General features: G+C 74.2%; 24 protein-coding genes. 13 read left to right on the forward strand and 11 right to left on the reverse strand.

The features are described from left to right. Positions 1 to 18: 18 nt before the first annotated feature. Positions 19 to 1,914 carry a M2 family metallopeptidase gene (locus rosag_RS02495; protein ID WP_284348437.1) on the reverse strand — a complete coding sequence of 632 codons (1,896 nt, stop codon included), beginning with the start codon at positions 1,912 to 1,914 and terminating at the stop codon, positions 19 to 21. Positions 1,915 to 2,088: 174 nt separating this feature from the next. Here rosag_RS02495 and rosag_RS02500 point away from each other — a divergent pair, with 174 nt between their 5' ends. Next, the gene (locus tag rosag_RS02500; RefSeq protein ID WP_284348438.1) at positions 2,089 to 2,466 is read left to right on the forward strand and encodes a hypothetical protein; all 378 of its coding nucleotides are present in this window, start codon (positions 2,089 to 2,091) and stop codon (positions 2,464 to 2,466) included. A 167-nt stretch (positions 2,467 to 2,633) separates the two neighbouring features. Here rosag_RS02500 and rosag_RS02505 read toward each other — a convergent pair whose 3' ends face one another. The 6 genes from rosag_RS02505 to rosag_RS02530 form a co-directional block, all read right to left on the reverse strand. Next, a complete protein-coding gene (locus rosag_RS02505) occupies positions 2,634 to 3,716 on the reverse strand; it encodes a dihydrodipicolinate synthase family protein (protein ID WP_284348439.1) in 1,083 nt (360 codons plus the stop codon). Further along, positions 3,716 to 4,810 (reverse strand): NAD-dependent epimerase/dehydratase family protein, encoded by a 1,095-nt coding sequence (locus rosag_RS02510; RefSeq protein ID WP_284348440.1) that lies wholly within the window; start codon positions 4,808 to 4,810, stop codon positions 3,716 to 3,718. The genes rosag_RS02505 and rosag_RS02510 overlap by 1 nt, the downstream gene beginning before the upstream one ends. Positions 4,811 to 4,835: 25 nt before the next feature. Then, positions 4,836 to 5,663: a lysophospholipid acyltransferase family protein gene (locus tag rosag_RS02515; protein WP_284348441.1), complete on the reverse strand. Its 828-nt coding sequence runs from the start codon at positions 5,661 to 5,663 to the stop codon at positions 4,836 to 4,838. 36 nt (positions 5,664 to 5,699) lie between these two features. Next, on the reverse strand, positions 5,700 to 6,056 hold the full coding sequence (locus tag rosag_RS02520; RefSeq protein WP_284348442.1) for a CDGSH iron-sulfur domain-containing protein: 357 nt from the start codon (positions 6,054 to 6,056) through the stop codon (positions 5,700 to 5,702). Between the two features lie 88 nt (positions 6,057 to 6,144). Next, the gene (locus tag rosag_RS02525; RefSeq protein WP_284348443.1) at positions 6,145 to 6,597 is read right to left on the reverse strand and encodes a SufE family protein; all 453 of its coding nucleotides are present in this window, start codon (positions 6,595 to 6,597) and stop codon (positions 6,145 to 6,147) included. Positions 6,598 to 6,638: 41 nt separating this feature from the next. Beyond that, a complete protein-coding gene (locus rosag_RS02530; protein ID WP_284348444.1) occupies positions 6,639 to 7,640 on the reverse strand; it encodes a L,D-transpeptidase family protein in 1,002 nt (333 codons plus the stop codon). 528 nt (positions 7,641 to 8,168) lie between these two features. Here rosag_RS02530 and rosag_RS02535 point away from each other — a divergent pair. The 4 genes from rosag_RS02535 to rosag_RS02550 all read left to right on the forward strand — a co-directional run bounded on the left by rosag_RS02535 (position 8,169) and on the right by rosag_RS02550 (position 11,551). Then, the gene (locus tag rosag_RS02535) at positions 8,169 to 9,143 is read left to right on the forward strand and encodes an HlyD family secretion protein (protein ID WP_284348445.1); all 975 of its coding nucleotides are present in this window, start codon (positions 8,169 to 8,171) and stop codon (positions 9,141 to 9,143) included. After that, positions 9,140 to 9,904 carry an ABC transporter ATP-binding protein gene (locus rosag_RS02540; protein WP_284348446.1) on the forward strand — a complete coding sequence of 255 codons (765 nt, stop codon included), beginning with the start codon at positions 9,140 to 9,142 and terminating at the stop codon, positions 9,902 to 9,904. Before rosag_RS02535 ends, rosag_RS02540 begins: the two co-directional genes overlap by 4 nt. Then, positions 9,901 to 11,043, forward strand: a complete 1,143-nt coding sequence (locus tag rosag_RS02545) for an ABC transporter permease (RefSeq protein WP_284348447.1) — start codon at positions 9,901 to 9,903, stop codon at positions 11,041 to 11,043. Before rosag_RS02540 ends, rosag_RS02545 begins: the two co-directional genes overlap by 4 nt. 73 nt (positions 11,044 to 11,116) lie before the next feature. Further along, on the forward strand, positions 11,117 to 11,551 hold the full coding sequence (locus tag rosag_RS02550; RefSeq protein ID WP_284348448.1) for an OsmC family peroxiredoxin: 435 nt from the start codon (positions 11,117 to 11,119) through the stop codon (positions 11,549 to 11,551). Positions 11,552 to 11,566: 15 nt separating this feature from the next. Here the strand turns inward: rosag_RS02550 and rosag_RS02555 are convergent, their stop codons facing one another. Beyond that, a complete protein-coding gene (locus rosag_RS02555; RefSeq protein WP_284348449.1) occupies positions 11,567 to 12,658 on the reverse strand; it encodes a mechanosensitive ion channel family protein in 1,092 nt (363 codons plus the stop codon). A gap of 182 nt (positions 12,659 to 12,840) precedes the next feature. Here rosag_RS02555 and rosag_RS02560 point away from each other — a divergent pair, with 182 nt between their 5' ends. Next, complete coding sequence (locus rosag_RS02560) at positions 12,841 to 14,169, forward strand: hypothetical protein (protein WP_284348450.1); 1,329 nt, start codon at positions 12,841 to 12,843, stop codon at positions 14,167 to 14,169. 73 nt (positions 14,170 to 14,242) lie between these two features. Next, the gene (locus tag rosag_RS02565; protein ID WP_284348451.1) at positions 14,243 to 14,665 is read left to right on the forward strand and encodes a hypothetical protein; all 423 of its coding nucleotides are present in this window, start codon (positions 14,243 to 14,245) and stop codon (positions 14,663 to 14,665) included. A gap of 37 nt (positions 14,666 to 14,702) precedes the next feature. On the opposite strand, the gene rosag_RS02570 is transcribed toward rosag_RS02565, so the two are convergent. Then, on the reverse strand, positions 14,703 to 16,205 hold the full coding sequence (locus tag rosag_RS02570; protein ID WP_284348452.1) for a RecQ family ATP-dependent DNA helicase: 1,503 nt from the start codon (positions 16,203 to 16,205) through the stop codon (positions 14,703 to 14,705). A gap of 303 nt (positions 16,206 to 16,508) precedes the next feature. On the opposite strand from rosag_RS02570, the gene rosag_RS02575 reads away from it, so the two are divergent. Next, positions 16,509 to 16,733 (forward strand): hypothetical protein, encoded by a 225-nt coding sequence (locus rosag_RS02575; protein WP_284348453.1) that lies wholly within the window; start codon positions 16,509 to 16,511, stop codon positions 16,731 to 16,733. 26 nt (positions 16,734 to 16,759) lie between these two features. Then, positions 16,760 to 18,013, forward strand: a complete 1,254-nt coding sequence (locus rosag_RS02580) for a PRC-barrel domain-containing protein (RefSeq protein ID WP_284348454.1) — start codon at positions 16,760 to 16,762, stop codon at positions 18,011 to 18,013. 239 nt (positions 18,014 to 18,252) lie between these two features. Here the strand turns inward: rosag_RS02580 and rosag_RS02585 are convergent, their stop codons facing one another. Next, complete coding sequence (locus rosag_RS02585) at positions 18,253 to 20,562, reverse strand: S46 family peptidase (RefSeq protein WP_284348455.1); 2,310 nt, start codon at positions 20,560 to 20,562, stop codon at positions 18,253 to 18,255. A gap of 185 nt (positions 20,563 to 20,747) precedes the next feature. Here rosag_RS02585 and msrP point away from each other — a divergent pair, with 185 nt between their 5' ends. The 3 genes from msrP to rosag_RS02600 are packed head-to-tail and all read left to right on the forward strand — an operon-like array spanning position 20,748 to position 23,349. Next, a complete protein-coding gene (gene msrP / locus rosag_RS02590; RefSeq protein ID WP_284348456.1) occupies positions 20,748 to 21,710 on the forward strand; it encodes a protein-methionine-sulfoxide reductase catalytic subunit MsrP in 963 nt (320 codons plus the stop codon). Continuing rightward, the gene (locus tag rosag_RS02595; protein ID WP_284348457.1) at positions 21,710 to 22,372 is read left to right on the forward strand and encodes a protein-methionine-sulfoxide reductase heme-binding subunit MsrQ; all 663 of its coding nucleotides are present in this window, start codon (positions 21,710 to 21,712) and stop codon (positions 22,370 to 22,372) included. The genes msrP and rosag_RS02595 overlap by 1 nt, the downstream gene beginning before the upstream one ends. 44 nt (positions 22,373 to 22,416) lie before the next feature. Further along, on the forward strand, positions 22,417 to 23,349 hold the full coding sequence (locus rosag_RS02600) for a PorV/PorQ family protein (protein ID WP_284348458.1): 933 nt from the start codon (positions 22,417 to 22,419) through the stop codon (positions 23,347 to 23,349). 278 nt (positions 23,350 to 23,627) lie between these two features. On the opposite strand, the gene rosag_RS02605 is transcribed toward rosag_RS02600, so the two are convergent. Next, on the reverse strand, positions 23,628 to 25,715 hold the full coding sequence (locus rosag_RS02605) for a poly(ethylene terephthalate) hydrolase family protein (RefSeq protein WP_284348459.1): 2,088 nt from the start codon (positions 25,713 to 25,715) through the stop codon (positions 23,628 to 23,630). Between the two features lie 74 nt (positions 25,716 to 25,789). On the opposite strand from rosag_RS02605, the gene rosag_RS02610 reads away from it, so the two are divergent. Next, positions 25,790 to 26,995, forward strand: coding sequence for a THUMP domain-containing class I SAM-dependent RNA methyltransferase (locus rosag_RS02610; RefSeq protein ID WP_284348460.1), 1,206 nt, complete (start codon positions 25,790 to 25,792; stop codon positions 26,993 to 26,995). Position 26,996 lies beyond the last annotated feature (1 nt).

A 26,996-nucleotide genomic window follows, 5' to 3' on the forward strand; every position in this document is an offset into this window, starting at 1 on the left:
CGCCGGCGCGCGGGAACCTCAGCGCGTCTGGCTGACCTGCGCGGGCACCGTCCACCCGACCGGGTGTCCCGCGTTCTGCCGGTCGAGCCAGATCTTGAGCGGCGCGAAGTACTCCATCATCGCGCCCGCGTCCATGCGGCGCTCGCCGGTCATCTCGAACAGCACCTCCTGCCACGGGCGGCTCTGCCCCGCCTCGAGCAGGCGCGCGAGCTTCGCGCCCGCCGCCTTGCTGCCGTAGAACGAGCAGCGATACAGCGGTCCCGTGTGCCCGGCCTCGCGGCACATCGCGCGATAGAGCTGGAACTGCAGCACGCGCGCGAGGAAGTAGCGCGTGTACGGCGTGTTGGCCGGCACGTGGTACTTCGCGCCCGGGTCGAAGTCGGCCTCGGTGCGCGCGACCGGCGGCGCGACGCCCTGGTACTTCGCGCGCAGCGCCCACCACGCCCTGTTGTAGTCGGCCGGCGTCACCTGGCCGCTGAACACCTGCCAGCGCCACTGGTCGATGAGCAGGCCGAACGGGAGGAACGCTACCTTGTCGAGCGCCTGCTGCAGCAGCCGCGACGTGTCCGACGCGGTGCTCGGCGCCTGCGCGAGCAGGCCGACCTGCTGCAGGTAGCCCGGCGTGATGGAGAGCGCGACCGCGTCGCCGATGGCCTCGTGGAAGCCGTCGTGCGCGCCGTTCTGGAACAGGAACGGCTGCCCCTTGTAGGCGCGCTGGTAGAAGTTGTGCCCCAGCTCGTGGTGCACCGTGACGAAGTCCTCGCCGGTGCGCTCCGCGCACATCTTGATGCGCACGTCGTCCTGCGCGTCGATGTCCCACGCGCTGGCGTGGCAGACGACCTCGCGGTCGCGTGGCTTCGTCAGCATCGAGCGCGTCCAGAACGTCTTCGGCAGCGAGTCGAAGCCGAGCGAGGTGAAGAAGCCCTCGCCGAAGCGGAACATGGCGGGGACGTCCGTCCCCTTCGCCGCCAGCAGCTTGGTCAGGTCGACCGTCGGGGCGGCGGCGGCGGGCGAGACGATCGGGAACACGTTGCCCCACTCCTGCGCCCACATGTTGCCGAGCAGGTGCGCGGGGATCATCCCGTCCTTCGGCACGGCCGCGTCGCCGTACTGCTGGTTGAGCCGCGTGCGCGTGTACGCGTGCAGCGCGACGTACAGCGGGCGCACCTGCTGCCAGAGCCGCTCCAGCTCCGCGGAGAACGCGTCGGCCGGCATGTCGTAGCCGGAGCGCCACATGACGCCGACGTCGCGGAAGCCGAGCTCGCGCGCGCCCTCGTTGGAGAGCTGCACGAAGCGCGCGTAGCGGTCCTTCATCGGCGGTGCGATGGAGTGCCAGCCGCGCCAGGCGTCGAGCAGCACGTTCGGGTCGCGGCTCTCGACCAGCGCGCGCGAGAGCGCGTTGATCTGGTAGCACGTCGAGTCGCCGCGTGCCGCGCCGACCGGCGCCGCGCCGGCCGCGGGCAGCGGCTCGCCGAGCTTGCCCGGCCGGCAGTAGGTCCCGCGTCCGTAGTCCGCCTCGAGCCCGACCGCGAGGCGCGTCAGCTCCGCGGCCTTGGCGGGGTCGCTCGGCGGCGGCGCGACGAGCGAGAGCTTGAGGAGGGTGAGCTTGCGCCGCACGTCCGCGGGCAGCTGGACGCCGTCGAAGCGGGTGGTGCCGAGCGCCCAGCGCTGCGCGGCCACCGCGTAGCGCTCCTGCACGTCGGCGGAGAGCCGCTCGGTGTCGTCGGTGATGTAGGTGGCGGCCACCCACGAGGCGCGGTTCGCCTTCTCGCCGAGCGTCGCGAGCTCGCGCTCGGCGGAGTCGACGAAGGCGCGCGCGGCGGCTGGGGAGGGTGCGGGGGACGCGGGCGCCTGGGCGCCGGCGCTCGCGCCGGTCAGGAGCGCGGCGAGCAGGAAGGCGACGTGGCGGCGCATGGAGGGCTCCATCGGGGCGGCTGGCGGGTATGCGTCCTACGGAATGTGCGCCGGCGCGCGGGCACGCGAAACCGGCGCGCGCCGGTCGCGCGACCCTGGCGCGCCGCGTGTACACGGCCGAGCTTCCGGCTGATGATCGACTCCTCATCCGCGCCCCGGAGGCGCCCGACCACCATGGCCACCCGACTCGCCCGCACGCCGGCCGCCGCCGCGCTGGCCGTCCTCGCGCTGGGCGTCACGCTCCCGGCCACGGGCTGCTGGCGCAAGGGCGCCGCGAGCGCGCAGCAGGACGAGCGCCCGACCACGCTGCGCGTGCGCAACCAGGGCTTCCTCGACGTCAACGTCTACGCGGTGCGCGGCAGCCAGCGCGTGCGCCTCGGCACGGTCACGGGCAACTCGACGCAGGTGCTGCGCATCCCGTCGTTCCTGATGAACGGCATCACGCCGCTGCGCTTCATCGCCGACCCGATCGGCAACCAGCGCACGCCGACGAGCGACGAGATCGTGGTGACGCCGGGGGATGAGGTGCAGATCTACATTCCGCCTGCCTGATGAGGCGGAGGACGGAACAGCGGAGGACGATGAAGCGGAGGACGGAAGGGCGTGAAACGAGAAGGCGGACCCTTCAGGCTCGATGCTTCGAGCTGGAAGGGTCCGCCGTTCGGTTTCACGCTCCATCGTCTTCCGCCGTTCCGTTCTCCGCCGTTCCGTCCTCCGCCCTACCGGAGCCACTCATCACGGTGCTCGGCGACGAAATCATCGTCCGTCAACTCCGGGTACGACCGCAGCACCCGATCCAGCTCCTCGCTCTGCCCCGGTGACAGCCGCTCGTGCGGCTCCAGCGTCCACACGCCGCGCATCAGCCCCTGGCGGCGCAGCACCTCGTGGATGCCCGGCAGGCAGCCCGCGTAGCCGTTGCGCGCGTCGAAGATGGCGCCGTTGGCGTCGGTGAGCGCGGCGGCGCGCGCCAGCCACCCGGCAGCGACCGCGCCCGTGCCGTCGGCGCCCTGCGCGGCCACCGCGGCCTTCACGTCGTCGAGCTGCTCGACCGCCGCGCGCGTCCACACCGCCCACTGGCCCAGCAGCCCGCCCACCATGCGGCGCAGCACGCGGCGCCCGCCGGCGTGCACGGGGAAGGGCGTCAGCAGGTCGACGAGGATGCTGTCGTCGTTGCCGGTGTAGAGCGCCACGTCGTCGCGCCCCGCCTCCGCCACCGCGCGCACGACGTCGATCGTGCGGTAGCGGTCGAACGGCGCGATCTTGATCGCGACGAGGTTCGGGATCTCGGCCAGCTCGCGCCAGAAGCGGTGCACGAGCGTGCGCCCGCCGACCGCGGGCTGCAGGTAGAAGCCCACGATCGGCAGCACCTCGGCCACCGCGCGCGCGTGGCGCACCAGCGCGGCGTCGTCGGCGTCCGCCATCGCGGCGAGCGACAGCAGCCCCGCGTGGTAGCCGCGGGCGCGCGCGATCTCGGCCTCGTGCACGGCCTGGCGCGTGTCGCCGACGAGCCCTGCGACGAGCACGAAGGGGCGCGGCGCGCCGCCGGGCGTCGTCTCGCGTGCCAGCGCGTCGCGCGCCGTCTCCGCCGCCAGCTCCAGCACCGGGCGATAGAGGCCGACCTGCGGCGCGTGGATGGCGAACTGCGTCGTGTGCACGCCGACCGCGATGCCGCCCGCGCCCGAGGCGACGTAGTAGCGCGTGAGCGCGCGCTGGTGGCGCTCGTCCAGCTCGCGCGTGGGCGTGAGCGCGAGCGGGTGCGCGGGGATGACGTGACCGTCGAGCAGGTGGCGGCGGACGTTCATCAGTACTTGCCGTCGCGCACCTCGAACTTCGTCGGCCGCCCGAGCGTCGGGTTGCCGGCCTCCAGCCACGCGCCCACCCAGTCGATCAGGCGCGCCGTCGGCACCGTGGGCGGACCGAAGAGCCGCTGCGCGAGCGACGTGTCGCTCAGCAGCGCGTCGGGCGCGACGAGGCCCACCATCACCGGCTGCCGCTTGAAGCGCTGCCCGAAGCGGCGCGCGATCTCCGCCACCGGCAGCGCGTCCGGGCCCGTGACGTTGATCGCGAACGCGGGCACGTCGCAGCGCGCGAACGCCTGCAGCGCCTGCGCGTTCGCGTCGCCCTGCCAGATCACGTTCACCCAGCCCGTGCGCACGTCCACCGGCTCGCGGCGCAGCACCTTCTGCGCGATGTCCACCAGCACGCCGTAGCGCAGGTCCACCGCATAGCTCAGGCGCACCAGCGCCAGCGGCGTCGCGCTGCGCTCGCACGCCCACTCCAGCACGCGCTCGCGGGCGACGCACGCGTTCGCGTACTCGCCCGCCGGCGTGAGCGGATGGTCCTCGGCCGCGCCGCGCCCCGGCGCCGCGGTGCGCGGGTAGACGTTGCCCGTCGAGAAGGCGACGATGCGCGACCGCGCGTAGCGCTCGGCGGCCAGCAGCGGCGCCACCGTGTTGGTGGCCCACATGCGCGCCGGCGCGTCGGCGGTGCCGAACTTGAGCCCCGCCATGTAGACGACGAGCGGCGCGTCGGGCAGCGCGGCCACCGCGCGCCGGTCGAGCAGGTCGGCGGCGATGGTCTCGACGCCCGCGGCGTCGAACGCGCGCCGCGCCACCGGATCGCCGAAGCGCGACACCGCGACCACGCGGCGGTCCGCCTGCACGCCGCCCAGCTCGTCCAGCGCGCGGCGCACCATGCGCGCCAGCGAGAGCCCCATCTTCCCGCCCGCCCCCAGCAGCACGACGTCGCCCTGGTAGCGGCCGAGGACCGCGCGCACGCCGCCCGTGGGGCGGGAGAGGCGCTCCTCGAGCGCGTCGAGCGTCGCCGGCGGCGCGACCTCCATCGGCGCATCCGGGGCGGCCGGCGCGTCGGGGGCGCGCGCGGTGGGGTCGGTCATCGCCCGTGCGCCGGCGTCACCGCCGTCACCGCGCCTCGCTGGCCATCGGCAGCGACGCCGCGAGCGGCAGCGGCGCGGGCTCCGGCGCGGGCGCGAGCGCCGGCAGCCGGTGCCCCGCGCGCAGCTCGGCCAGCAGCTCGCGGCGCGCGCCGTCGATCAGCGTGCGCACGTGCTCGCGCAGCGCCGGCACGTCGCTGGACGACAGCCCCGTCGTGTCGATCGGCGGCAGCACGCGGCAGGCGGCCGTCGCGCGCTGCACGCGGAACGAGTGCTTGGCCATCGCGTTGCGCGTGCCCGCGACGGCGATGGGGAGCAGTGGGACCTGCGACTCGACGGCGAGCGCGAACGCGCCGTCCTTGAACGACAGCAGCTCGTCGGTGTTGGAGCGCGAGCCCTCGGGGAAGACCATCACCGACGCGCGCCGCGCCAGCCGGTCGCGGCAGCGCGCCAGCGCGCCGATCGCGCTCGCCCGGTTCCCGCGCACGAGCGGCACGTCACCGGCCATGCGCATGATCCACCCCATCACGGGGATGTTGAAGATCGTCTTCTTGGCCAGCCACTTCATCTCCCACGGCAGGTAGCACAGCAGGAAGATGTCGGCGTACGACTCGTGGTTCGAGACGACGACGTAGGGCCGCCGCGGATCGTCGATCCGGACGCCCGTGGTGTGGAAGTGCCACCACGGGTTGAGCCGCGCGCCCAGGCTTCCGAAGAAGCGGAACACGCGGCCCGGCGCGTACCGCCCCTTGTCGAACGGGGCCGTGCACGCGAAGACGAGGCAGATGATCGGGAAGCCGACGAGGACGATCAGGACCCACAGGGTCCAGACCCAGGCGGTGACGAGACGCTGCATGCGGGCAATCTACTCGCGCCGGGCCGGGACGCGGGGTCAGCCGTTCGCGGGGCCGCCGGTCGGGGTGCCGCCCGCCGGGGCGTCGGGCGCGGGAACCGACGCGGCCGCGGCCGTGGTCGCCGCCTCGGTCGCCGCGGCGGCCGGAGCGCCCGCGGCCTTCGCGGCGTCGAACGCCTGCTGGGCCGCGATCGCGCCCACGAAGCCGATCTTGCTGTGCGTCCCGTCGCAGAACGGCTTCTTCGTCGACCCGCCGCAGCGGCAGAGCGAGATCGCCTTGCGCCCCTCGGTGGAGATCTCGTTGCCCTCGTGGTCGACCAGGCGGACCTTCGCCATGTCGTCGCCCGAGATGAAGAGCGAGCCGTTGTTGCGGACGGTGATCGTGATGCGGTCCATGGGATGCTGCGGCGGAAAAGTGGAGCGGCGCGCCGTCGGGGCGCGCCGCGGTCGGTCGGAGATCGGGTCGGACGTCAGGCGGCGGCCGTCAGGCCGCGGCGCGGGCCTCGGCCGCATGGCGCTTGAGGCGCTGCACCATCGCCTGCAGCCCCACCTCGCGCGTGTGCAGCCCGACGCCTTCCATCAGCTGCCGCACGTAGTCCGACGGGAGCGCGAGCGTCACCTCGGGCGGCTGGTCGTTGACCGCCTGGAAGGTGATCGCCAGCACCGCCGCGATGGTGGGCGACTGCCGCACGTTGACGTCGGCGTAGAAGTGGAGCGTGCCGTCGTCGCGGTGCTCGGGGAAGATGTCCACGCGCGTCTGGCATTCCGGCACGTTGAACGCGGCGCGGTCCATCTCCGCGTAGCGCGGCGGCAGCGGCTCCAGCTTCCGCGCGTAGCCCACCAGCGCCTGCATCTTCTCCTCGCGCCCGAGGGCGCGGAAGCGTGCGAGCGTGCGCTCGATGGTGGGCGGGAGCGGTGGGGCGGGGGCGTCGGCCATGCCCGCACGAAAGACGGTCGCCGCGTCCCGGTCAAGCGCCGTCACAGGAAGTGCACCTCCAGCCCAGGCCGTGCGACCGACGCCAGCCAGCGCGCGTCCCAGTTGGTCACGCGCACGCAGCCGTGCGACATGCCCGGACCCACCAGCTCCGGCTCCGCCGTGCCGTGGATGCCGACGTGCGCCTTGGAGAGCTGCATCCAGAGCACGCCGACGGGCGAGTTGGGGCCGGGCGGCAGGTGGGCGTCGGGCCGCGAATCGGGGACGTCGCCGAGGACGCGCGGGTTGAAGTGGTAGTGCGGGTCGCGCGTGATGCTCACGACCTTCAGCCGCCCGCTCGGCGACGGCTCCTCGGGGCTGCCGACGCTCACGGGCATCCAGAAGAGCGTGCGGCCGGCGGCGTCCTCGCCGCGCAGCGAGCCCTCGCGGCGGTCGACGACCATGCGCGCGAGCCGCGGCGCGACCTCGGCGGGCGAGCGACGGGCGACGTTGGGCACGACGATCTGGGTGCCGGCCGCCGCGCTCGCGAAGCTCACATCGGGATTGAGGCGCCGCAGCACGTCGGGCGCGACGTGGAACCGTTCGCCGAGCATCTCCAGCAGCGACTGGTAGCACAGGCAGTCGAGCCGCGCCTTCGCGTACGTGCCCGCGGGCAGCTTGCGATACGGGCCGCGGACGTCGGCGGCGGTGAGCGTGTACGACGTGAGCGGCTCGCGCGCGCCGGCCGCCTCCGCGAGGCGCGCGTACGCGTCGGCGTCGATCTCGTCGGCGGGCGAGAGCCCCTGCGCCGCGCGGAAGGCGCGCACGGCGAAGCGGGTGTTGTCGCCCCACTTGGCAGTGATGGAGCCCGGCGCGAAGCCCGCGGCGTCGAGCAGCGTCTGGAGCTGCAGCAGCTCCTCGGGCGCGCTCGTGGCGCCGAGCGGCGCGCGCAGCGTCGCCGTCGCGGCGCCGCCGCCGATCGCGCTCGCGTCGAGCGCCTGCGCGGGGAGCGCGCGCGCGGGCGCCAGCGCGCAGGCCGCCGTCAGCGCCGCCGCCATCCATGACATGCATGCCGTCCGCGCACGCGTGGTGCGCGCATGATTCCACAGGGAGCGCTCCATGCGCGCCGCCTCCACGTCGTCGGTTGTCAATCAGGTCGTGCCGGGGCGGGGGACATGGGCAACGGCCGTTCCACCCGGGCGCACGACGCGCGTGCCATCGAGGCTGCAACCTTGGTCGGCGGCTGCGTGCTGCGTGCTGCGCGCTGCGTGCAGGGCCTCGGGACGCTTTGGCGCGCCGCGGAGATGGTGCCTGTTGGGGAGGATACGGATGCTCCGGATCGGAACGGATCCTTCGGATCGCTCCTCGTGGTGCATGGGACCTCGCCGCCACGGGGAGCGATCCGAAGCATCCGCTGCATCCGAAGCATCCGCGTCCTCCCCAATAGGCAGAAGGGTCCGGCCCAATGAGGCGGACCACGCAGCACGCAGCACGCAGCACGCAGCACCGCCGTGGGGGCTCCGGCATCCGCCCGCCACGATTGACGCCGGCCCCCGCGCCTCGGAAGTTCCTCGCATCCCACCGCCGAGGATCGCATGCGACGCCGCTGGTCACTCGCAGTGCCGCTGGTCGTGTCGTTGATGGCCGGCTGTCGCCGCGACGGCGCGCCGGGGCCGATCGTCGCCAGCGGGACGGTCGAGTGGACCGAGGTGGAGGTCGCGCCGCTCGCCGCGGGCCGCGTCGCGCGCGTGCTGGTGGAGGAGGGCGCGCGCGTCCGCATGGGCGACACGCTGGCGGTGCTGGAGCAGCCGGCGCTCGACGCCGCGCTGCAGCAGAGCGAGGCGCGCGTGGCCGCGTCGCGCGCGCAGCTCGCGGAGCTGGAAGCCGGGGCGCGGGCGGCCGAGCTGGCGCGCGCGGAGGCCGACCTGCGCGCCGCGTCGGCCGAGGCGACGCGTGCGGCCTCGGATTCGGCGCGGCTCGCCCCACTCGCGGAGGCGGGCACCGTGAGCCGGCAGGTGCTCGACGCGGCGCGCGCCACCGCGCGCGTGGCCGCCGCGCGGCGCGATGCGGCGGCGGCGACCCTGCGGCTGCTCCGCGCGGGCCCGCGGCGGGAGCGCGTGCGTGCGGCGGGCGCGGAGCTGGCCGGCGCGCGCGCCGTCGCGTCGGGCACGGAGGCCACCGCGCGCGATCTCACGCTGCTCGCGCCGGTGGACGGCACGGTGCTCGTGCGCGCGGCCGAGCCGGGCGAGATCATCCCCGCCGGAATGCCGGCGATCACGCTCGGCGAGCCGCGCCGGCCGTGGGTGCGCGTGTACGTCGCGCAGACCGACGTGCCGCGGCTGCGCGTCGGCGCGGCCGCCGAGGTGCGCGCCGACGGGCAGGCGCGCGCGGTGCCCGGCCGCGTGGTCTCGATCCGCGATCGCGCCGAGTTCACGCCGCGCGTCGCGCTCACCGAGGAGGAGCGCGCGGACCTGATGTTCGGCGTGAAGGTGGCGATCGCCGACACCACCGGCGCGCTGCGCGCGGGGCTGCCGGTGACCGTGACCTTTCCGGCCACGGCCGCGCCGTGAGCGGCACGAGCGGCGACGCGGTCGTCGAGACGCGCGGGCTGCGGCGCACGTTCGGCGCGCTGGTCGCGGTCGAGGGGCTCGATCTCGACGTCCGGCGCGGCGAGGTGTTCGGCCTCCTCGGTCCCAACGGCTCGGGGAAGACGACGACGATCCGCATGCTGTGCGGGCTGCTCGCGCCGACCGCGGGCAGCGCCACCGTCGCGAGCTATGACGTCGCGCGCGAGCCCGAGGCGGTGAAGCGCGTCATCGGCTACATGTCGCAGAAGTTCGGGCTGTACGACGACCTTACGGTGGCGGAGAACCTCGACTTCTACGCGAGCGTGTACGGGCTGCGCGGCGCGGTGCGCGCCGCACGCGTGGGCGAGCTGCTGGACGGGCTCGGGCTGCGCGCGCGCGAGCGGCAGCTCGCCGGCACGCTGAGCGGCGGATGGAAGCAGCGGCTCGCGCTCGCGTGCGCGACGGCGCACCGCCCGCGCCTCCTGTTCCTGGACGAGCCGACGGCCGGCGTCGATCCCGCGGCGCGCCGGCGCTTCTGGGCGACGATCCACGAGCTGGCGTCCGCGGGGACGACGGTGCTCGTGACGACGCACTACATGGACGAGGCGGCGCGCTGCGACCGGCTGGCGTTCATGGCCCGCGGCGCGCTGATCGCGGTCGGCACGGGCGACGAGATCACCGCGCGCTTCGGGCTCGCGACGGTGGAGGACGTCTTCGTGCTGCTGCAGGAGCGCGAGCTGGCGCGCGAGGAGGCGGCGCGGTGATCGCGACGCTCCGCGCGCGCCTCGCCGCGTCGGCGTTCTGGCCGATGCTGCGCAAGGAGTTCGTGCAGATGCGGCGCGACCGGCTCACGCTCGGCATGATGGTCGGGCTGCCGGCGATCCAGCTCGTGCTGTTCGGCTACGCGATCCGCACCGAGGTGCGCCACCTGCCGACGGTGGTCCTCGACGAGTCGCGCACCGCGCAGAGTCGCGCGCTGGTCGAGGCGCTGGTGCAGAGCGGCACCTTCGACGTCGCGCTCCAGGCGCGCGGCCGCGCGGACGTCGCGGCGGCGATCGGCGCGGGGCGGGCGCGCGCGGCGGTCGTCGTGCCGCCGGACTACGCGCGCGACCTGCTGCGCGGCCGGCCGGCGCCGGTGCAGGTCATCGTCGACGCCGCAGATCCGATGGCGTCGAGCGCCGCGCTCTCGGGCGCGGCGCTGGTCGGCGCGGCGCACGGCGCGGAGATCGTCGCCGCGCGCGCGGGGCGCCCCGCCGTGCCCGCGCTCGACGTGCGCGTGCGCCCCTGGTACAACCCCGGCCTGCGCAGCGCGATCTACATCGCGCCGGGCCTCGTGGGCGTGCTGCTCTCGCTCACCATGCTGCTCATCATGAGCATGGCGATCGTGCGCGAGCGCGAGCGCGGGACGCTGGAGCAGCTCATCGTCACGCCGATCGGCCGCGGGAGCCTGATGCTCGGCAAGGTCGCGCCGTTCGTGCTCGTGGGCTACGTGCAGATGAGCGTCGTGCTGCTGCTCGGGCACCTGCTGTTCGACGTGCCGGTGCGCGGCTCGCTGGCGCTGCTCTACGCGCTCACGCTCGGCTTCATCCTCGCCAACCTGGGGCTCGGGCTCGTGGTGTCGACGCTCGCGCGCACGCAGGGGCAGGCGATGCAGGTCGGCTTCTTCTTCCTGCTCCCCAACATCCTGCTGTCGGGCTTCATGTTCCCGCGCGAGGCGATGCCGGACGTCGCGCGCTGGGTGGGGCTGGCGCTGCCGCTGACGTACTACCTGCGCATCCTGCGCGGCATCCTGCTGCGCGGCGTGGGGCTGGAGGCGCTCTGGCGCGAGGCGGCGGTGCTGGCCGCGTTCGCGGTCGGGATCCTGGCGGTGAGCGTGCGGCGGTTCAGCAAGACGCTGGACTGAGGGGTGCGCCGGCCGCATTCTTGCGCCGGCAGCGCGACCCCCATCACCACGACCACGGCAAGGAGATCACGGCATGCCCACGCGTCACGCCTCGGCGACCTGGACGGGCGACCTCCGCAGCGGCAAGGGCACCTTCAGCGGCGAGAGCGGCGCCGTCGGCGGCGAGTACTCCTTCGGCACGCGCTTCGGCGACACGCCCGGCACCAACCCCGAGGAGCTGCTCGCGGCCGCCGACGCGGCCTGCTTCAGCATGGCGCTCAGCCTCGCGCTCGCGCAGGCGGGCATGACGCCCGAGAAGATCGAGACGAAGGCCGCGTGCACGATCGAGAAGGTGGGCGACGGCTTCAAGATCACCCGCATGAAGCTCGACTGCACGGCGCGCGTCCCCGGCGCCGACCGCGATGCCTTCAAGGACGTCGCGGAGGCGACCAAGAGCAGCTGCCCGGTCTCGACGGCGCTCATGGGGAACGTCGAGATCGAGCTCGACGCGAAGCTCGACGAGTCCTGAGCGGCCTGGCCGCCCTCAGGCGCCGGCGGCGGCCTGCACCTCGCCGTCGGCGCCGCCCTTCACGACCACCGACCGCGTCGGCACCGCGAGCCGGATCCCCTCGGCCGCCAGCCGCTCCAGCAGCGTGAGGTTGATCCGCTGCTGGATGTCCATGTAGAGCACGTAGTTCGCGTCGAGGACGAAGTACACCGCCTCGACCGCCAGCGCCTGGTCGGTGATGGCGCTGAAGTGCGCGCGGTCGAAGCGCACGGGCGCGTTGGCGAGGATCGTCTCCTTCACGATCTCGGGCACGCGCGCCATCGACTGGGGCGGGGTCTCGAGCGGGAAGAGGAGCGTGAACAGCACCCGCCGCTCCGTCTGCCCCTGGTAGTTGCGGATGCGCGCCTTCAGCAGCTCCGCGTTCGAGACGACGATCTGCTCGCCGGTGATCGAGCGGATGCGCGTCGTCTTGAGCCCGATGTGCTCGACGGTGCCCTGGAAGGTGTCGACGGTGATCGCGTCGCCGATCACGAACGGCTTGTCGAGCGCGATCGACAGCGACGCGAGCACGTCGCCGAGGACGTTCTGCACGGCCAGCGCGACGGCGACGCCGGCGATGCCCAGGCCGGTGATGAGCGCCGTGACGTCGACGCCGAACGACTGCAGCGCGAGCAGGAAGAGCAGCGTCCAGAGGACGATGCGCAGGATGACGGCGACGACGTTGAGCGTCGTCACGCTGGCGCGGTCGGTCCCCGCGCGGGCGCGCGTCACGCGCAGCAGCCAGAACGCGATCGCGCCGCTCCCCCAGCTGGCCAGCTGCAGCAGGAAGACGAGCTTCGCCAGCTTCTCGATCAGCGTGCGCTGCGCCGGCGGGATCTCCAGCGCGAACGACGCGGCGGCCAGCGCGAGGACGAACAGGAACGACTTGCGCGTGCGGCGCAGCGCGTCGAGCACGACGTCGTCGACCATCGTCTCGGTCGCCGCGGCCGACCGCTCCAACCGGCGCACGACCAAGCGCCGCGCGAACACGAGCGCGAAGAAGACGCCGAGCAGCAGCGCGGCGGCCAGGGCCCAGCCGCCGACGGGGTTGCCGAGGAACTCGCGGGCGAGGAGCTGGCGGAGCGTCATGCGGGCAGCGTCGGGATTCGGGGCGCGTTCGGCCGAGTGGCGGTGCGTCGCGCGCGTTATCGGGTGCGGCGCCGGGTGGCGGATCATGGAGCCGCAGCCGGCGGACGCTCCCACGTGGACGTGGCGTGGCTGCATCCACGCGCGACCCGGAGGTCGAGATGTCAGGGAGAGATAGCGGAAGTGTGCCGCCAGGCACACGGGCGGCGAGCGCCTGGCTCGCGCTCGTCGCGGTGCTGGCGGGGTGCGCGGACGAGCCGTCGACGGCGCCCGTCGCGCGCCCGGCGTCGGCACGGGTGGCCGCGGCGCCGGTGCGGCACGAGGCCCCGGCGGCGCCGGGCACGCTGGTGGTGCGTCGCACGACGTCGTCCGCGCAGGGCGCGAAGGGACGTGGGCGCACGGAGCGTCGTGAGTCGTGGTCGGTGGCCGAGGCGGCGCTCTCGCGTCGGGCGGGGGTCGTGACGCTGCGCGGGACGGCGCCGAACACGCTCACGCCCGAGACGGCGGCGAGCTTCGTCCCGACGGTGGTGCTCCAGCTCCCGGCGCGCACCGCGTCGGCGGTGTGCACGAACGCGGCGGCGTGGCAGCGCGAGTCGAAGGTCGGCGACCTGACGGTGATCGCACGCGGCCGCGGCGACGAGCCCTGGGCGTCGCTCGAGGTCTGGTCGGCGGGACGGCTGGTGAGCCGCACGAGCACCGAGTGGGCGCGCCACCGCGGCAGCTGGCGGCTGGTGTCGCAGGAGGACGTGGCCGTCGGTGACGGGAGTCGGCGCACGCTGGCGGTCGACCGGTCGGCGCTGGCGCGCGCCGCGGGCGACGAGGTGCTGCCGCGCGTGAGCTGCGCGAACCCGAAGCCGGGCTACGTGCCGCCGTCGCCGGTGGTCGCGGCGGTGCGCGAGGGCGTCGCGGCGCCGTGGAGCGTGGGGCTCGGACCGGTGGGGCTGGCGGGGCTGGAGCTCGCGGGCGCGTTCCGGTTCGCGGCGGAGGAGACGTGCACCGCCACGGAGGAGGAGGCGGAGGCGGCGTGCGCGATGAAGCTGATCGCGCTCGTCGGGGCGACGACGTCGTTCGTCGGCCTCGCGGCATCAGCCATCGCGGCCTGTACGCCGCCCGCCGTCATCACGGGCTTGCCGTGCATCACCGCGGCCGCCGCCGCCACTGGGGCGTACGCCACGATGCTCATCGCGCTCGACGCGTATCTGGACTGCAAGCTGCTGGCGAGCGCGCCGCAGCCGTGCAGCTGCACGACCACCGGCATCGCGGCGGATGGCGCGGGGACGGCGGATGGCGCTCCAGCGTCCCGTCGCGACCCGACGTTGCCCCCCGCGGCACCCCTCGCTCTTGACTGCACCGAGCCGGAAGCGCCAGCTACGGGCGGAGGCGGTGGTGGTCAGACCGGAGAGCCGGCCCCGGGGCACTGGGCCACGGTCTGCACCTACATCGACTACTACGACGAGTGGGGCGACTACATGTACACCGAGTTCCTCGGGTGCAAGGTCGTCTGGATCGCATGACGCCGCCGCGAGCCGCCTCCTCCCTGCGCGACGACGCGCACCGCAGGTCCACGCATCAATGCGGGAGGTTCCGATGAACCGAGGCATCTACTGGTGGGTCTGTCTCGCCGCGCTCGTCGTCAGCGCATGCGGTGCCGCGGTGGGCGCGGTGCGCTGGCTCGGCCCGGAGGGGTGGGTCCTCGCGCTCGCACCGCTCGCACGCGCGCCGCTGTTCATCGGCGCGGGCGGCGCGCTCGTGACCTACCTGGTCACGCAGTCGCTGCCGGGCGGCCGGGCGCCGATCTGGCTTCCCCGGCCGCCACACGACGGTTGGACCAACGCGCTCAGCCTCGCGATGCTCTGCGCGACGCTGGCCGCCTGGCCCTCCGTGCGCGGCGGTCCGAATCAGATCCTGGCCAGCACGCCGCTCGTGCTGCTCGCCGCGTTCCTCTTCATCGACCGCATGCGGCGCGTGCAGCGTCAGCTCGCCGCGTCCGGCTTCACGCGGGCGTCGTGACGGCCGCCGGTCGGGTGCGCGCCGATCGAGCCTCCGCTCAGTCGGCGCGCGCCTGCCGCCGCTCCCACTGCAGCATCGCGTCGCACGCGTCGCAGTTCCCGCAGCGCCAGTCGCCCTCCACCTCCTCGCCGAAGTACTCGAGGATGTAGCGCGTCCGGCAGCGCGCCGTCTGCGAGAAGTCCACCACCGCCTGCAGCTTCGCCTGGTCGCGCGCGCGGCGCTCCTCGTAGTCCGTCAGGTCGTGGCTCAGGTCCACCTGCGTGAGCCGCCCCGCCAGCCGCTCCCAGTTGCCGCCGCGGTGCTCGCGCACCAGCCCGTGCCGCTTCAGCAGCATCAGCGTGATGCGCGCCTTCCGGCGCGGCACGCCGCTGCGCTCCGCCAGCTCGTCCAGGTGCACCGGCGTGCGCTCGGGATACGTCTCGAGCACCAGCGCCACCTTCGCCGCCTCCTCCACCTCCGGGTACTTGCCGCCGAGGAAGTAGCTCTGGATGCGGCGGTCCTCGACGCGGTAGAGCATCGTGCACGTCGACGGCTCGCCGTCGCGCCCCGCGCGCCCCGCCTCCTGGTAGTACGCCTCGATCGAGCCCGGGAAGTTGTAGTGCACGACGAAGCGGATGTCCGGCTTGTCGATCCCCAGCCCGAACGCGTTCGTCGCGACGATCGCCTTCAGCTCGTCGTTCATGAACCGGTCCTGCGCCGTCTTGCGCTCGACCGGCGGCAGCTTGCCGTGGTACAGCCCGAACTCGAGCTTCCGGTGGAAGTGGTCGCGCAGCTGCTCGTGCAGCCGCTCGGCCTCGCGGATGGTCGCCACGTAGATGACGCCCGTCCCCGGCGTGTGCTCCAGCAGCTTGCGCAGCGCCTCGTCCTTCGCGACCTCGTTCACCGTGCGCTTCACCTCGAAGCGCAGGTTGGGGCGCGCGAAGCCGGTGATCGTCACGTGCGGGTCGCGCATCCCGAGCTGCCGGACGATGTCCGCCCGCACCTCCGCCGTCGCGGTCGCGGTCAGCGCCAGCACCGGCGGCCGGCCGAGCCGGTTCACGACGGAGCCGAGGGTGAGGTAGTCGGGCCGGAAGTCGTGGCCCCACTGGCTGACGCAGTGCGCCTCGTCGACGACGAACAGGCTCACCTTGCGCTGCAGGAGCATCTCGAAGAACTCGCGGTCCTTGAAGCGCTCCGGCGTGACGTAGAGGATGTCGCCCTCGCCCTCCGCGATCGCGCGCTCGGTGTCGCGCGTCTCGCGCGTCGTCTGGTGCGAGTGGAACGCGAGCGCGTCGACGCCCTGCGCCACCAGCTTGTCCTGCTGGTCCTTCATGAGCGCGATCAGCGGGCTGACGACGAGCGTCAGCCCCTCGAGCACGAGCGCGGGGAACTGGTAGACGAGCGACTTGCCGCTGCCGGTGGGCATCACGACGAGCGTGTCCCGTCCCTGCAGCACGGTCTGGATCGGCTCGTACTGCCGGTACTGGAAGTCGTCGAAGCCGAAGCGATCGGCGAGGATCTTGCGCGCACGCGCGCGCGTCAGCTCACGGCCAGTAGGCATGGCCGGAGCCAGGGCGTCCGTCGGGGTCATGTACGAGCCCAGGGGCAGGAATCGGACCGGACGGGCCCAGCCGCGCCGGAAGACGCGGGGCCGCCGCGCGCGGGGCCTAAGCACCGCGCACTCCGGCCGTACCCGCGCGCACGGACGGCGTTCCGACGCGTCCCGCCTTCCGGATGCGCCGCGGGGCTGGCCCCGGCGTTGCACTGGCGTGTCCCGCTGCTCGATCACAGACACGGACGCGGGACCGCGTCCTCCCGCGGGACGGGAGCGGACGCTGACCGGGACGGAACCGAGGAGAGGATCATGGCGGAGATTCGCGTGGAGCCGAAGCGGCGCAGCATGGCCTGGGTGTGGGTGCTGCTCGCGCTCGCGGTGGCGGCGGCGGTGTTCTGGTACCTGAACAACGATGGCGTGAACCAGGTCGAGACGACCCCGGCGACGTCGGCGCTGCCGCAGCAGGTCCTGCCGCCGGCCGCGCCGGCCGATGCGCCGGTCGCCGGCCCGGCGACCCTGATGCGCGTCGCCTGACGCGCCGTCCATACACGGGAGGAGACATGGCACGGGACCACGCGTCGCGCGGGCTGCGCGACGAGGCGAGCGTCGGGCCGGACCCGCGCCGCGCGCGCGAGCTCAAGCGGCTCAGTGACCTCAAGTTCAAGGTCGCCGACGGCGAGCCGGACATCGTCGGGTGGACGGTGTTCGCGTCCACGGGGCGCGAGCTGGGGAAGGTGCGCGACCTGCTGGTGGACGTGGAGGCGCGCGAGGTCGTGATGCTCGACATCGACCTGCGGCGCGGCGACCAGCACACGCTGGCGCCGGTGCGCGCGGCGTGGATCGACCACGCGGCGAAGCGCGTCGTGCTCGACGCGCGGGAGCTGGAGCAGAGCGACGACCTGCTGCCCGGCCTGCCGCGCACGGGCGCGATCAGCGACGACCAGGTGCGCCGCTTCAACGACGACTACGTGCGCGCCTACGGCGACCGCGGCGTCGACCGCGACACCGGCTGGCGGCTGCGCCGCGGCGACGAGGAGCTGCGCTTCGGCGTCGAGCCGCGCGCCGATCTGAACGCCGCCCCGCGCCGCGACGACCGGACGCTCGGCGCCGCGGCGGCGGGCGCCGCCGCGGGAGCTGCCGCGGGCGCGGTCGGCTCGGGCCCGGCGTTCGAGGAGTCGCGCCGCATCGACGCGATCATGGAAGGCCGCCCGGTCGAGGGCCGCACGGTCGACCCGCGCACGGACCGCGACCGGCTCGACGAGCCGCGCCGCCTGCTGGACCGCGACGCGGTGCCGCCGATGACGACCGGGGCGTCGGCGATGGCCGACGTCGATCGCGAGCGCCACGAGCGTGAGCGCCTGGAGCGGGAACGCTACGAGCGCGAGCGGCTGGACGCCGACCGCCGCGTGGCGCGCACCGACGACGCGAGCACGCTGCATCCCGACGGCGCGATCGACCCGCGGGAGCTCGACGGCCGCGTGCGCATCGACGAGGGGGCGACGGTGGACGACCGCACGCCCGTGGGCGGCGTCCGCTACGAGGGCGGCACGACGCCGCGCGACTACGGGCGCCCGGACGAGGTCTACGGCCCGGAGTACGGCAGCGGGCGCATCGGCTTCGACCGCGTGGTCTCGCGCCACCCGCTCTCGGCCGACGATCCGGCGGACGTGGGGGCGACCGACCGGACGCTCGATCCGATGGACGCGTCGCGCCGCCTGGACGATGCGGGCGACCGCACGCTCGACCGCACGCTCGACGACCGGCGCGAGGTGCGCTACCGCCGCTACGACGACCGGCGGCCGGACGTGCGCTGATCGTTCGTGACGGATGCACTAGGACGAGGGGCGGTGCCGCGCGACGCGGTGCCGCCCCTCGTCGCGCCGGACCCGAACGGCGTCGGACGGGATTCAAACGGATTGAACGGACCAGAGCCGGATTACCTCCCCTCTGGCGGCGACGGCCCATGCACCACGCGGAGCGTAATCCGGCTCTTGTCCGTCGAATCCGTCCAATCCTGTCGAAGCCGTTCGCCGTTCCGGATCCGGCGCATCGATCAGCGCGACGCGGTCGTGCGTCCCTCCAGCTCGTCCGCGATCCACACCGCGTCGTACATCTTCCGCAGCGCCTCCGTCAGCGCGCGCGCGTGCACGCTCACCGAGCGCGCCACCGCGTCCGTGAAGATGAACCGGTTCGGCAGCGACTCGATGTTGCCGTCGAAGATCAGCCCCACCACGCGCCCCTGGCGGTCGATCACCGGGCTCCCCGAGTTGCCGCCGATGATGTCGTTGGTCGACACGAAGTTGAACGGCGTCGCCATGTCCAGCCGGTCCTTCCGCTCGCGCCACCGCGGCGGGAGGTCGAACGGCGGCTGCCCGTCGAACGCGGTCTCGCGGCCGTACAGCCCGTAGAACGTCGTCTTCCACGGCGCCTGCGTGCCGTTGCTCGGGTAGCCCTTCACCACGCCGTCGCTGATGCGCAGCGTGAACGTCGCGTCCGGCGGCAGCGCCTTCCCGTACGCGGCGTAGATCGCCTGCCCGATGCGCTCCGCGCTGGCCGAGATCGCGGCGTCCAGCGGCGTCGTCTCGGCGAGCGCGCGCCGCGCCAGCGGGTCGATCGCGCGTGCGGCCACGATGAGCGGATCCGTGGACTGCGCCACCGCCGCCGCGCCGCCGTCGAGCAGCTGCCTGCGCACCGCCGGATCGTCCAGCCGCGTGCCGTCCACCAGCGCCTCGGCCGCGACCTCGGGGCTGCGGCCGCGCAGCACCGCCGCCAGGAACGGATCGTTGGCGGGCAGCGCCTTCCGTGCCGCGTCCAGCTGCGCGGCGAGGAACAGCTTCTCCGCGGCTTTGTCGACGGGGAGCGGACCCGCGAGCTGCGCACGCAGCCGCTCGAGCGCCGCGCCGCGATACGCCGCCAGCCGCGCCGAGTCGGGCCGGTTCGCCTCCGCGGGGATGCGCACCAGGTGGCCGGCGGCCGAGAGCAGCGTCGAGCCGCCGCCGAAGCCGTGGTACGTCGCGCGGTCGAACACCCGTGCGCGCGCCTGCTGCGCGCGCGCGATCTCGTCCCACGCGCTGCCGTAGCGCGCGCGCAGCGCCGCGTCGGCCGCGATGCGGGCGCGGAAGTCCGCCTCGAACGCGCGCTTCCTCGCCATGATCGTCGAGTCGAGCAGCCCGCTGCGGTAGCCCGTCACCGCCTTGTGCGAGTTGGCGAGCGAGAAGAGCTGGTTCTCCAGCGTGCGCTTCTGCTCCGGCGTCGCCGTCTTCATCACCTCGCGCAGCGCCGCCATCTGCCGCTCGTAGCCCGCCAGCTGCGCGGGATACTGCACGTCGCGCAGGTACTCCATCTGCGCCATCGTCAGCAGCCGCCCGGTCGACCCGGGATTGCCGACGACGAACACGACGTCGTTCTCCTGCGCGCCCTGCGGGTTCCACTTCAGGAAGTGCTGCGTGCGCAGCGGCTGCCCGTTCTCGTAGACGCGGAAGAAGGTGACGTCGAGGTTCCAGCGCGGATACGTGAAGTTGTCCGGATCGCCGCCGAAGAACGCGATCTGCTCCTCGGGCACCATCACCAGCCGCACGTCGTCGTAGCGCTTGAAGCGGTACAGCGAGTACATGCCGCCCTGGTAGAAGCTGACCGTCTGGCAGGTGAGGCGCGTCTGCTCCTGGCACTCGCGCGTCAGCCGCGCGAGCGCGCTGTCGCGCTGCTCCACCTGGCGCGCGGGCGCGGAGGCAGTGACGGCCGCGCGCACGCGGTCCGTCACGTCCTCGATCGACTGCAGCTGCTCGGCGTACGCGCCGGGGACGCGCTTCTCCTCCGCCTTGCTGCGCGCGGCCCAGCCGGTCGCGTGGTAGTTGGTGTCCTTCGGCGACACCTGCGTGACCCACGCGCGCCCGCAGTGGTGGTTCGTCATCAGCAGCCCGTCGGCGCTGACGATCGACGACGAGCAGCCCGGGATGCGCATCGTCGAGAGGCGGACGTGGTCGAGCCACGCCTGGTCGGGCGCGAAGTCGTAGCGCGCCTTCCAGTACGCGAGCGGCGGCGCGTCGAACGTCCACATCGTGCCGAACTCGGGGATCGGCTTCGCGGGGTCGATCGCGGCCGGCCCAGTCGCCGAGGCGCTCGTGGGCGCCGGCGCCAGTCGGCTGCCGCTGTCGGGGAGCGGACGACGTGGCAGCGGCGCGGCGGGGCGGGGGCGCAGCCGCGGGTTGGGCGTGAGCGGCGGCTGCGTCGTGGGCGCCGCCGGCGCCTCCTTCGTGACGGGAGTCGGCGTGCCCTGCTGCGCGGCCAGGCGCGCCGGACCCGCGGCCGGCAGCGCCACGGCCGCCGCCAGCGCGGACAGCACGGCGAGCGCGGGATGACGCATGGTCTCCTCCGGAATGGGGCGTGGGCCGGCCGCCGAGGACGTGGCCGTGCCTGCATGAGCCGCCGTGAGCTTCTCAGACCCGGGAACCCGCACGAGGTTCACCCTGTACCTTTGGGGAGGTCGTCTCCCGACCGGCCGGATCCCGCGCCGGTCTCCGCGACAATCGCGCCCGCGCCCCGACCGTCATGCTCATCCGCCGCCCCGACGACATCCCCTCCGCCGAGATCACCCCGGAGGGCGTGTACCACGACCGGCGCCGCTTCCTGGGGGCGGCCGGCACGCTCGGCCTCGGGCTCGCGACGGGGCTAGTGACGCCCGGCCTGCTCTCCGCGTGCGCGCCCGGCGACGTACGCGAGGCGAACGGGGAGGTGGAGCGCGGCGCGCAGCCGCTCCCCGACGACCGCACGCCGTACGAGACGGCGACGACGTACAACAACTACTACGAGTTCGGCACCGACAAGGAGGACCCGTCGGCGAACGCGGGGGCGCTGCGCACGCGGCCCTGGTCCGTCGTCGTCGAGGGGCTCGTGAAGCGGCCGGCGACGTACGCGCTCGACGACCTGCTGAAGGGCCTCACGCCCATCGAGCGCGTCTACCGCATGCGCTGCGTCGAGGCGTGGTCGATGGTGATCCCGTGGCTCGGCGTGCCGCTGCGCGACGTGCTCGCGCGCGTCGAGCCGCTGCCGTCGGCGCGCTTCGTCGAGTTCACGACGCTCTACGATCCGAAGCAGATGCCGGGGCAGCGCGGCGGCGTGCTCCCGTGGCCGTACAAGGAGGGGCTGCGGCTGGACGAGGCGCAGCATCCGCTGACGCTCCTCGCGACCGGCATGTACGGGAAGGCGCTGCCGAACCAGAACGGCGCGCCGCTGCGGCTCGTGGTGCCGTGGAAGTACGGCTTCAAGGGGATCAAGGCGATCGTGAAGATCCGCCTCACCGACAAGCAGCCACGCACGACGTGGAACGACGCCGCGGCGAACGAGTACGGCTTCTACGCCAACGTGAACCCGGCCGTCGACCATCCGCGCTGGTCGCAGGCGCGCGAGCGGCGCATCGGCGAGTTCCGCCGCCGTCCCACGCTCCCGTTCAACGGCTACGGCGAGCAGGTGGCGTCGCTGTACAGCGGGATGGATCTGCGGCGGGACTTCTGATGGCGACGACGGCGCTCGCGCCGAAGCTCCGCAAGCGGCTCGTCTGGCTCGCGATCTTCCTCGCCAGCGCGGCGCCAGCCCTCTACCTGGGTTGGCAGCTCTGGCTCGCCTGGAACTTCCGGTCGAGCGATCTGGGCAAGGATCCCGTGAAGGGGATCGAGCACGCCACCGGCGAGACCGCGATCCGCTTCCTCGCGCTCACGCTGGCGGTGACGCCGGTGCGGCAGCTCACCGGGTGGAACTGGCTCGCGCCGTACCGGCGCATGCTCGGCCTCTTCATGTTCTTCTACGCCAGCGCGCACCTCGCGGTGTTCTACGCGCTCGACCTCGAGATGAACCTCGGCGAGGTCGCGACGGAGATCGTGAAGCGCCCGTACCTCGTCGTCGGCTTCGTGGCGTGGCTGCTGCTCGTGCCGCTCGCGCTCACCAGCACGAAGGGGATGATCCGCCGCCTGGGCGGGAAGCGCTGGAACCGGCTCCACAAGGCGACCTACGCGGTCGCGGCGCTCGGCATGCTGCACTACTTCTGGAGCCAGAAGAAGGACATCACCGACCCGCTGCTGTTCTCGCTGGTGTTCGTGGCGCTGTTCGCCTGGCGCGGCGTGCGGGCGTGGCAGCGCCGCGCCGCCGCGGTGCGCCCGCTGCGGGAGCGCGCGGCGTAACGGGCGACGTAGCGGACGCGCGCGCGCGGGCGCATCCTACCCGCATGCCCGCCCACCTCTCGCCGCGCCACGCCGCGGCCGTCGCCGCGCTCGCCCTCGTCGCGTCCGCGGCCGCCGCGCAGGACACCGGCGCGCCCCTCGTCCTGCGCCTGCCCGTGAGCACGCGCGCGCTCGCGATGGGCGGCGGCCAGCCGGTCGCCGTGGACGCCGAGTCGCAGCTGTACAACCCCGCGCTGCTCGCGTGGTCGCGCGGCGCGAGCGCGCAGGGCCAGCGCTGGGGCGCCGCGAGCACCATGGGCGTCCTCGCCAGCACGCTGTCCGCGCTGCGCGGCACGACCGGGCTCGCGGTGCAGTACCTGGACTACGGCGCGACGGCGGGCGGCCTTCCCGACGCGACGCGCGACGCCACCGGCGCGCTGCCGACGCGCGGCCCCGTCACCGCGTCCAGCCTCGCCGCCAGCATCGGCTACGCGCGGCCGATGCTCGGCGTGCGCGCGGGCGCTGTGCTTCGCTACGCGGAGGAGCGCCTGGGCGCGGCGCGCGACGGCACCGTGTCGGCGGACGTGGGTCTCGCGAAGGGCTTCCTGTTCGACAACGTCGTCGTCGGCCTCGCGGTGCAGCACCTGGGCGCGGGGCTGCAGCTCGCCGGGGCCCGCGCCCCGCTGCCGACGCGCGTGACGCTCGGCCTCTCGGGCGCCGGCTATCCGCTCAACCCGTGGCTCGACGTCGGCGCGAGCGCCGCGGTGTCGGTGCTGCGCGGCGGCGAGGTGGCCGTCGCCGGCGGCGGCGAGCTGTCGCTGGTGCCGCTGCAGGGCTACGCGATCACCGCCCGCGTCGGCGCCCGCCGCACCCTCGCGCCCGGCGAGCGCCCCGTGACCGCGGGCTTCGGCCTCACGCGCGACCGCGTGTCGCTGGACTACGCGTACGAGCCGTTCGTGGCGCGGGACGCGCACCGGATCGGGCTGCGCGTGCGATAGCTCCAGTGGCGAGCGGCACCGCGCTCCGAGCTGGCGCGACCGGCGCGTGCGCATGTCCAGCCCACGCCGAAGGGGACGGTGAGCGCCGAGCGCCGAGCGCCGAGCCACAGGGCGCCGCGACGACGCGTGGAGGCGGGACGGCGGGTGCGGGCGGAGGCGACCTCTGATCGCAGCAAGGAGACAGGCACGCAGTGCCGTGGCTCCGCAGCGGCCGCGATCAGTGGGAGCCGCAGCCCGTGCCCGCCGCCCCGCCGCGCGCGAACCACCCTGCGAAACGCCTACGGCCTGGCAGCCCCGATCCCGAGCGACGTGAGGATCACCGTGCCCTTCTCCGTGCGATCGAACTTCAGGCGCACCGCCCTGACCGAACCCGGATCGAACCCCGGCGCCGCCGCCGCGAAGTCCTGCACGGGCATGACGAACGTCTGCGGCACGAGCTCGAACGTCGTGCGGAAGTTCTCGCGGTCGCGCTCCGGGCGCCGCAGCACGCGGATCTCGAGCGGCCGGCGCACCGGTCCGTAGGCGGCGAGCGACAGCGGCGCGACGTGGCCCGCGGCGTCCACCAGCTCCACCGTCAGGTCGAGCGGGGTCGTGTCGGGCGGCGTCACCTTCGCCTTCGGGCGGAGGCCCGGCACGCGCCGCACCACCGCGCGGCCCACGCTCGCGAGGCGCGCGAACGGCGTCGGCCCGCGGCGCGCGGCCTGGCGCGCGGACGTCGTGTCGCGGCGCGTGCTGTCGCGCGCCGTCTTGCGCGGCCCCGGCACGTCGCGCGTCGGCACCAGCGTCAGCACCACCGCCGACTGCGCGCCCACGCCCCAGGCGCGGCGCAGCGAGTCGGGGAGCGTGACCTCGAGCGTCGCGGGCGCGCGCTTCGCGCCCGAGGGCTTCGCGGTATCGGGCCGCGCGCGGCCGGCGCCCGACGTCGAGACGGCCGCCTGCATCGCGGTCGAGCGGGCACGCGTCGTGTCGCCCGCGGGGCGGCGCGCCGGCGCGGGCGCGTTGTTCCACCCCAGCCACGCGCCCCACATCCGGTAGGTGTTGTCGCGCCAGCGCATCGGCACCTCGTTCTCGCGCCACGTCGAGAGGCTGTCGCCGCGCAGCGTGATCCCCGGCGCCGCGCCGCGCGTGACGTCGATCCGCCCCTCGAACGCCGTCATCGGGTGCATCGAGGCGTCGGCGTACGCCGTCTGGTACATCGCCTTCGGCAGCCACTGGCCCGCGGCGCGGTGGTCGCGGAAGAGCGGCAGGTACTCGCGCTTTCCCTTGAGCGACGCGTCGAGGAAGGCGCCCATGAACACCAGCGCCATCTGCCGCTGCGCCTCCGGCGCGATGAGGCCGCGCAGGTCGAGGTTGCGCGCGCTCAGCTTCCCGTTGTCCTTGTTGCCCCAGTTCGTGTTCCACTGGCCGTGGTTGGCGCGGTACATCCACACCGCGCTCTTGAACCACGGCCCGCCGTCGGTGAAGCGCACGCGGTCCCACTGCCGCAGCCCGCTGTACGACGACACGTCGCCGTCGTGCGAGCCGTGCACCACCAGGTAGCTCACGTTCTCCAGCGGCGTCGGCTGGCCGGCGGGGCGGTACTGCCCGTCGATGGGCGCGATCGCCACCAGCGCCTTGATGTCGAAGCCGTAGTCGAAGGTGACCGTCGCGTCGTCGGGGTAGTGCCTGAGGCGGTTGAAGGCCGCGGCCACCGCGACTGCCTCGCCGCCCCGCGAGTGCCCCATGAGGGCGATGTTGCGCAGGTCGACCTTGCCGCGCAGCGGGCTGTCCACGCTGTCGGCGAAGCGGCGCCACGCCTTCAGGTGCTCCAGCAGCATCCAGCCGCGCGCGTCGTTCTCGTTGCGCAGCGCGCCGTTGAGGAAGTTCTCGTCGACGCTCGCCAGGATGTAGCCGCGCGACGCGAGGTGCTCGCCGAGGTAGGCGTAGCCGGGATCGGAGAAGTCCTTGGGGTCGTGGTTGCCGTGCACCACCAGCACGAGCGGGAAGGGACCCGGGCCCTCGGGATACCACACGCGCCCGTTGATCGGGAACGCCTTCGCGTCGAAGCCCCAGTACTTCTTGCGCGACGCCGCCATCGCGGGCTCCATCGACACGAACGGCGACGCGTCGACGCTGCGCGTCTTCATCGTCACGGAATCGCGGAAGCCGGCGCGCCGGCGGTCGGTGCCGCTGCCGTAGGTGAGCGTGCGCACCGCCAGCGGGCCGCGCGCGCCGGGGTCGGGCGCGGTGAGCGTCTGGCGGGCGAGCACGGTCGCCGCGTCGTCCTTCGCGAGCGTCAGCGGCGCGGCGCACGCGGCGAGCGAACCGGCGAACACGAGGGCGAGCAGCGCGGCGCCGGCGGCGCGAGGGGCGGAGGACGGGGTCATGGCGCCAATGTACCATCCGTGCCGCGGGTTGGCCCGCAGCGGAGACCCGTCGGCGAGGGCGTTAGCTTGCGCGCATGACCCGCCCCCATGCCGCCTTCGCCGTCGCCGCGCCCGGCCTCGCTCCGCTCGTCGCCGACGAGCTGCGCGCGATCGGCCTGCGCCCCACCGCGGTCGAGGAGGCCGGCGTCGCCTTCGCCGCGCACGACACCGGCGTCTGGAGCGCGAACCTGCGCCTGCGCACCGCGAGCCGCGTGCTCGTGCGGCTGGGGCAGTTCCGCGCGACCGACTTCCGCGAGCTGGAGCGGCAGGCGCGCGCGCTGGCGTGGGAGACGTTCGTGACCGCCGACGTGACGCCGCGGCTGCGCGTGACCTGCCGCAAGTCGCGCCTCTACCACTCCGACGCGGTGGCCGGCCGCGTGGCCGACGCGATCGCGCACCGCGTGGGCGGGCGCGGCGGCTTCGCATCGGCGGCCGAGACGGAGGATGAGCAGGACGCGGGCGAGAGCAGCGACGCCGGCGACGACGCGCTCGCGCCGCTGATCGTCGTGCGCTTCCTCCACGACGAGTGCACGGTGAGCGTCGACAGCTCGGGCGCGCTGCTGCACCGCCGCGGCTACCGGCAGGCGGTGGGGCGCGCGCCGCTGCGCGAGACGCTCGCCGCCGCGATGCTGCTCGCCGCCGGCTACGACGGCTCGGCCCCCTTCGTCGATCCGCTCTGCGGCTCGGGCACGCTGCCGATCGAGGCGGCGCTGATCGCGCGCGACCTGGCGCCGGGCCGCCATCGCCGCTTCGCGTTCGAGCGGTGGCCGAACTTCGACGCCGCGCGCTGGGCGAAGCTGCTGGCCGACGCGGACACGCGCGCGAAGCCGCACGCGCCGTCGACGATCGAGGGGAGCGACCGCGACGCGGGCGCGATCGCCGCCGCCGCGCAGAACGCCGTGCGGGCGGGCGTGGCGGCGGACGTGCGCTTCACGCAGCGCGCGCTGTCGTCGCTGGCGCTCTCGGACGAGCAGCCGGGCTGGGTGGTGGCGAATCCGCCGTACGGCAAGCGCGTCGGCGAGAGCGGTGCGCTGCGCGACCTGTGGGCGCGGCTCGGCGACGTGCTGCGCGTCGTGGCACCCGGGTGGCGCGTCGCGCTGCTCGGTCCAGATCCGGCGCTGGAGCGGCAGCTGCGACTGCCGCTGTCGCCCGCGCTGCGCACGACCAACGGCGGGATCCCGGTGCGCGTGCTGGTCGGCACCGTCCCCGCGGACGCGGCGCAGGACACGCGACCCGCCTGAG

Origin of the sequence: Roseisolibacter agri, assembly GCF_030159095.1 — a bacterium.
Taxonomy (GTDB): Bacteria; Gemmatimonadota; Gemmatimonadetes; order Gemmatimonadales; family Gemmatimonadaceae; genus Roseisolibacter; species Roseisolibacter agri.

What these genes read in the sequence shown, in the direction of transcription:
- rosag_RS02495 (WP_284348437.1), bottom strand. Translation starts at nt 1,914, where the DNA reads ATGCGCCGCCACGTCGCCTTCCTGCTCGCCGCGCTCCTGACCGGCGCG.
- rosag_RS02500 (WP_284348438.1), top strand. Translation starts at nt 2,089, where the DNA reads ATGGCCACCCGACTCGCCCGCACGCCGGCCGCCGCCGCGCTGGCCGTC.
- rosag_RS02505 (WP_284348439.1), bottom strand. Translation starts at nt 3,716, where the DNA reads ATGAACGTCCGCCGCCACCTGCTCGACGGTCACGTCATCCCCGCGCAC.
- rosag_RS02510 (WP_284348440.1), bottom strand. Translation starts at nt 4,810, where the DNA reads ATGACCGACCCCACCGCGCGCGCCCCCGACGCGCCGGCCGCCCCGGAT.
- rosag_RS02515 (WP_284348441.1), bottom strand. Translation starts at nt 5,663, where the DNA reads ATGCAGCGTCTCGTCACCGCCTGGGTCTGGACCCTGTGGGTCCTGATC.
- rosag_RS02520 (WP_284348442.1), bottom strand. Translation starts at nt 6,056, where the DNA reads ATGGACCGCATCACGATCACCGTCCGCAACAACGGCTCGCTCTTCATC.
- rosag_RS02525 (WP_284348443.1), bottom strand. Translation starts at nt 6,597, where the DNA reads ATGGCCGACGCCCCCGCCCCACCGCTCCCGCCCACCATCGAGCGCACG.
- rosag_RS02530 (WP_284348444.1), bottom strand. Translation starts at nt 7,640, where the DNA reads ATGTCATGGATGGCGGCGGCGCTGACGGCGGCCTGCGCGCTGGCGCCC.
- rosag_RS02535 (WP_284348445.1), top strand. Translation starts at nt 8,169, where the DNA reads ATGCGACGCCGCTGGTCACTCGCAGTGCCGCTGGTCGTGTCGTTGATG.
- rosag_RS02550 (WP_284348448.1), top strand. Translation starts at nt 11,117, where the DNA reads ATGCCCACGCGTCACGCCTCGGCGACCTGGACGGGCGACCTCCGCAGC.
- rosag_RS02555 (WP_284348449.1), bottom strand. Translation starts at nt 12,658, where the DNA reads ATGACGCTCCGCCAGCTCCTCGCCCGCGAGTTCCTCGGCAACCCCGTC.
- rosag_RS02565 (WP_284348451.1), top strand. Translation starts at nt 14,243, where the DNA reads ATGAACCGAGGCATCTACTGGTGGGTCTGTCTCGCCGCGCTCGTCGTC.
- rosag_RS02570 (WP_284348452.1), bottom strand. Translation starts at nt 16,205, where the DNA reads ATGCCTACTGGCCGTGAGCTGACGCGCGCGCGTGCGCGCAAGATCCTC.
- rosag_RS02575 (WP_284348453.1), top strand. Translation starts at nt 16,509, where the DNA reads ATGGCGGAGATTCGCGTGGAGCCGAAGCGGCGCAGCATGGCCTGGGTG.
- rosag_RS02580 (WP_284348454.1), top strand. Translation starts at nt 16,760, where the DNA reads ATGGCACGGGACCACGCGTCGCGCGGGCTGCGCGACGAGGCGAGCGTC.
- rosag_RS02585 (WP_284348455.1), bottom strand. Translation starts at nt 20,562, where the DNA reads ATGCGTCATCCCGCGCTCGCCGTGCTGTCCGCGCTGGCGGCGGCCGTG.
- msrP (WP_284348456.1), top strand. Translation starts at nt 20,748, where the DNA reads ATGCTCATCCGCCGCCCCGACGACATCCCCTCCGCCGAGATCACCCCG.
- rosag_RS02595 (WP_284348457.1), top strand. Translation starts at nt 21,710, where the DNA reads ATGGCGACGACGGCGCTCGCGCCGAAGCTCCGCAAGCGGCTCGTCTGG.
- rosag_RS02600 (WP_284348458.1), top strand. Translation starts at nt 22,417, where the DNA reads ATGCCCGCCCACCTCTCGCCGCGCCACGCCGCGGCCGTCGCCGCGCTC.
- rosag_RS02605 (WP_284348459.1), bottom strand. Translation starts at nt 25,715, where the DNA reads ATGACCCCGTCCTCCGCCCCTCGCGCCGCCGGCGCCGCGCTGCTCGCC.
- rosag_RS02610 (WP_284348460.1), top strand. Translation starts at nt 25,790, where the DNA reads ATGACCCGCCCCCATGCCGCCTTCGCCGTCGCCGCGCCCGGCCTCGCT.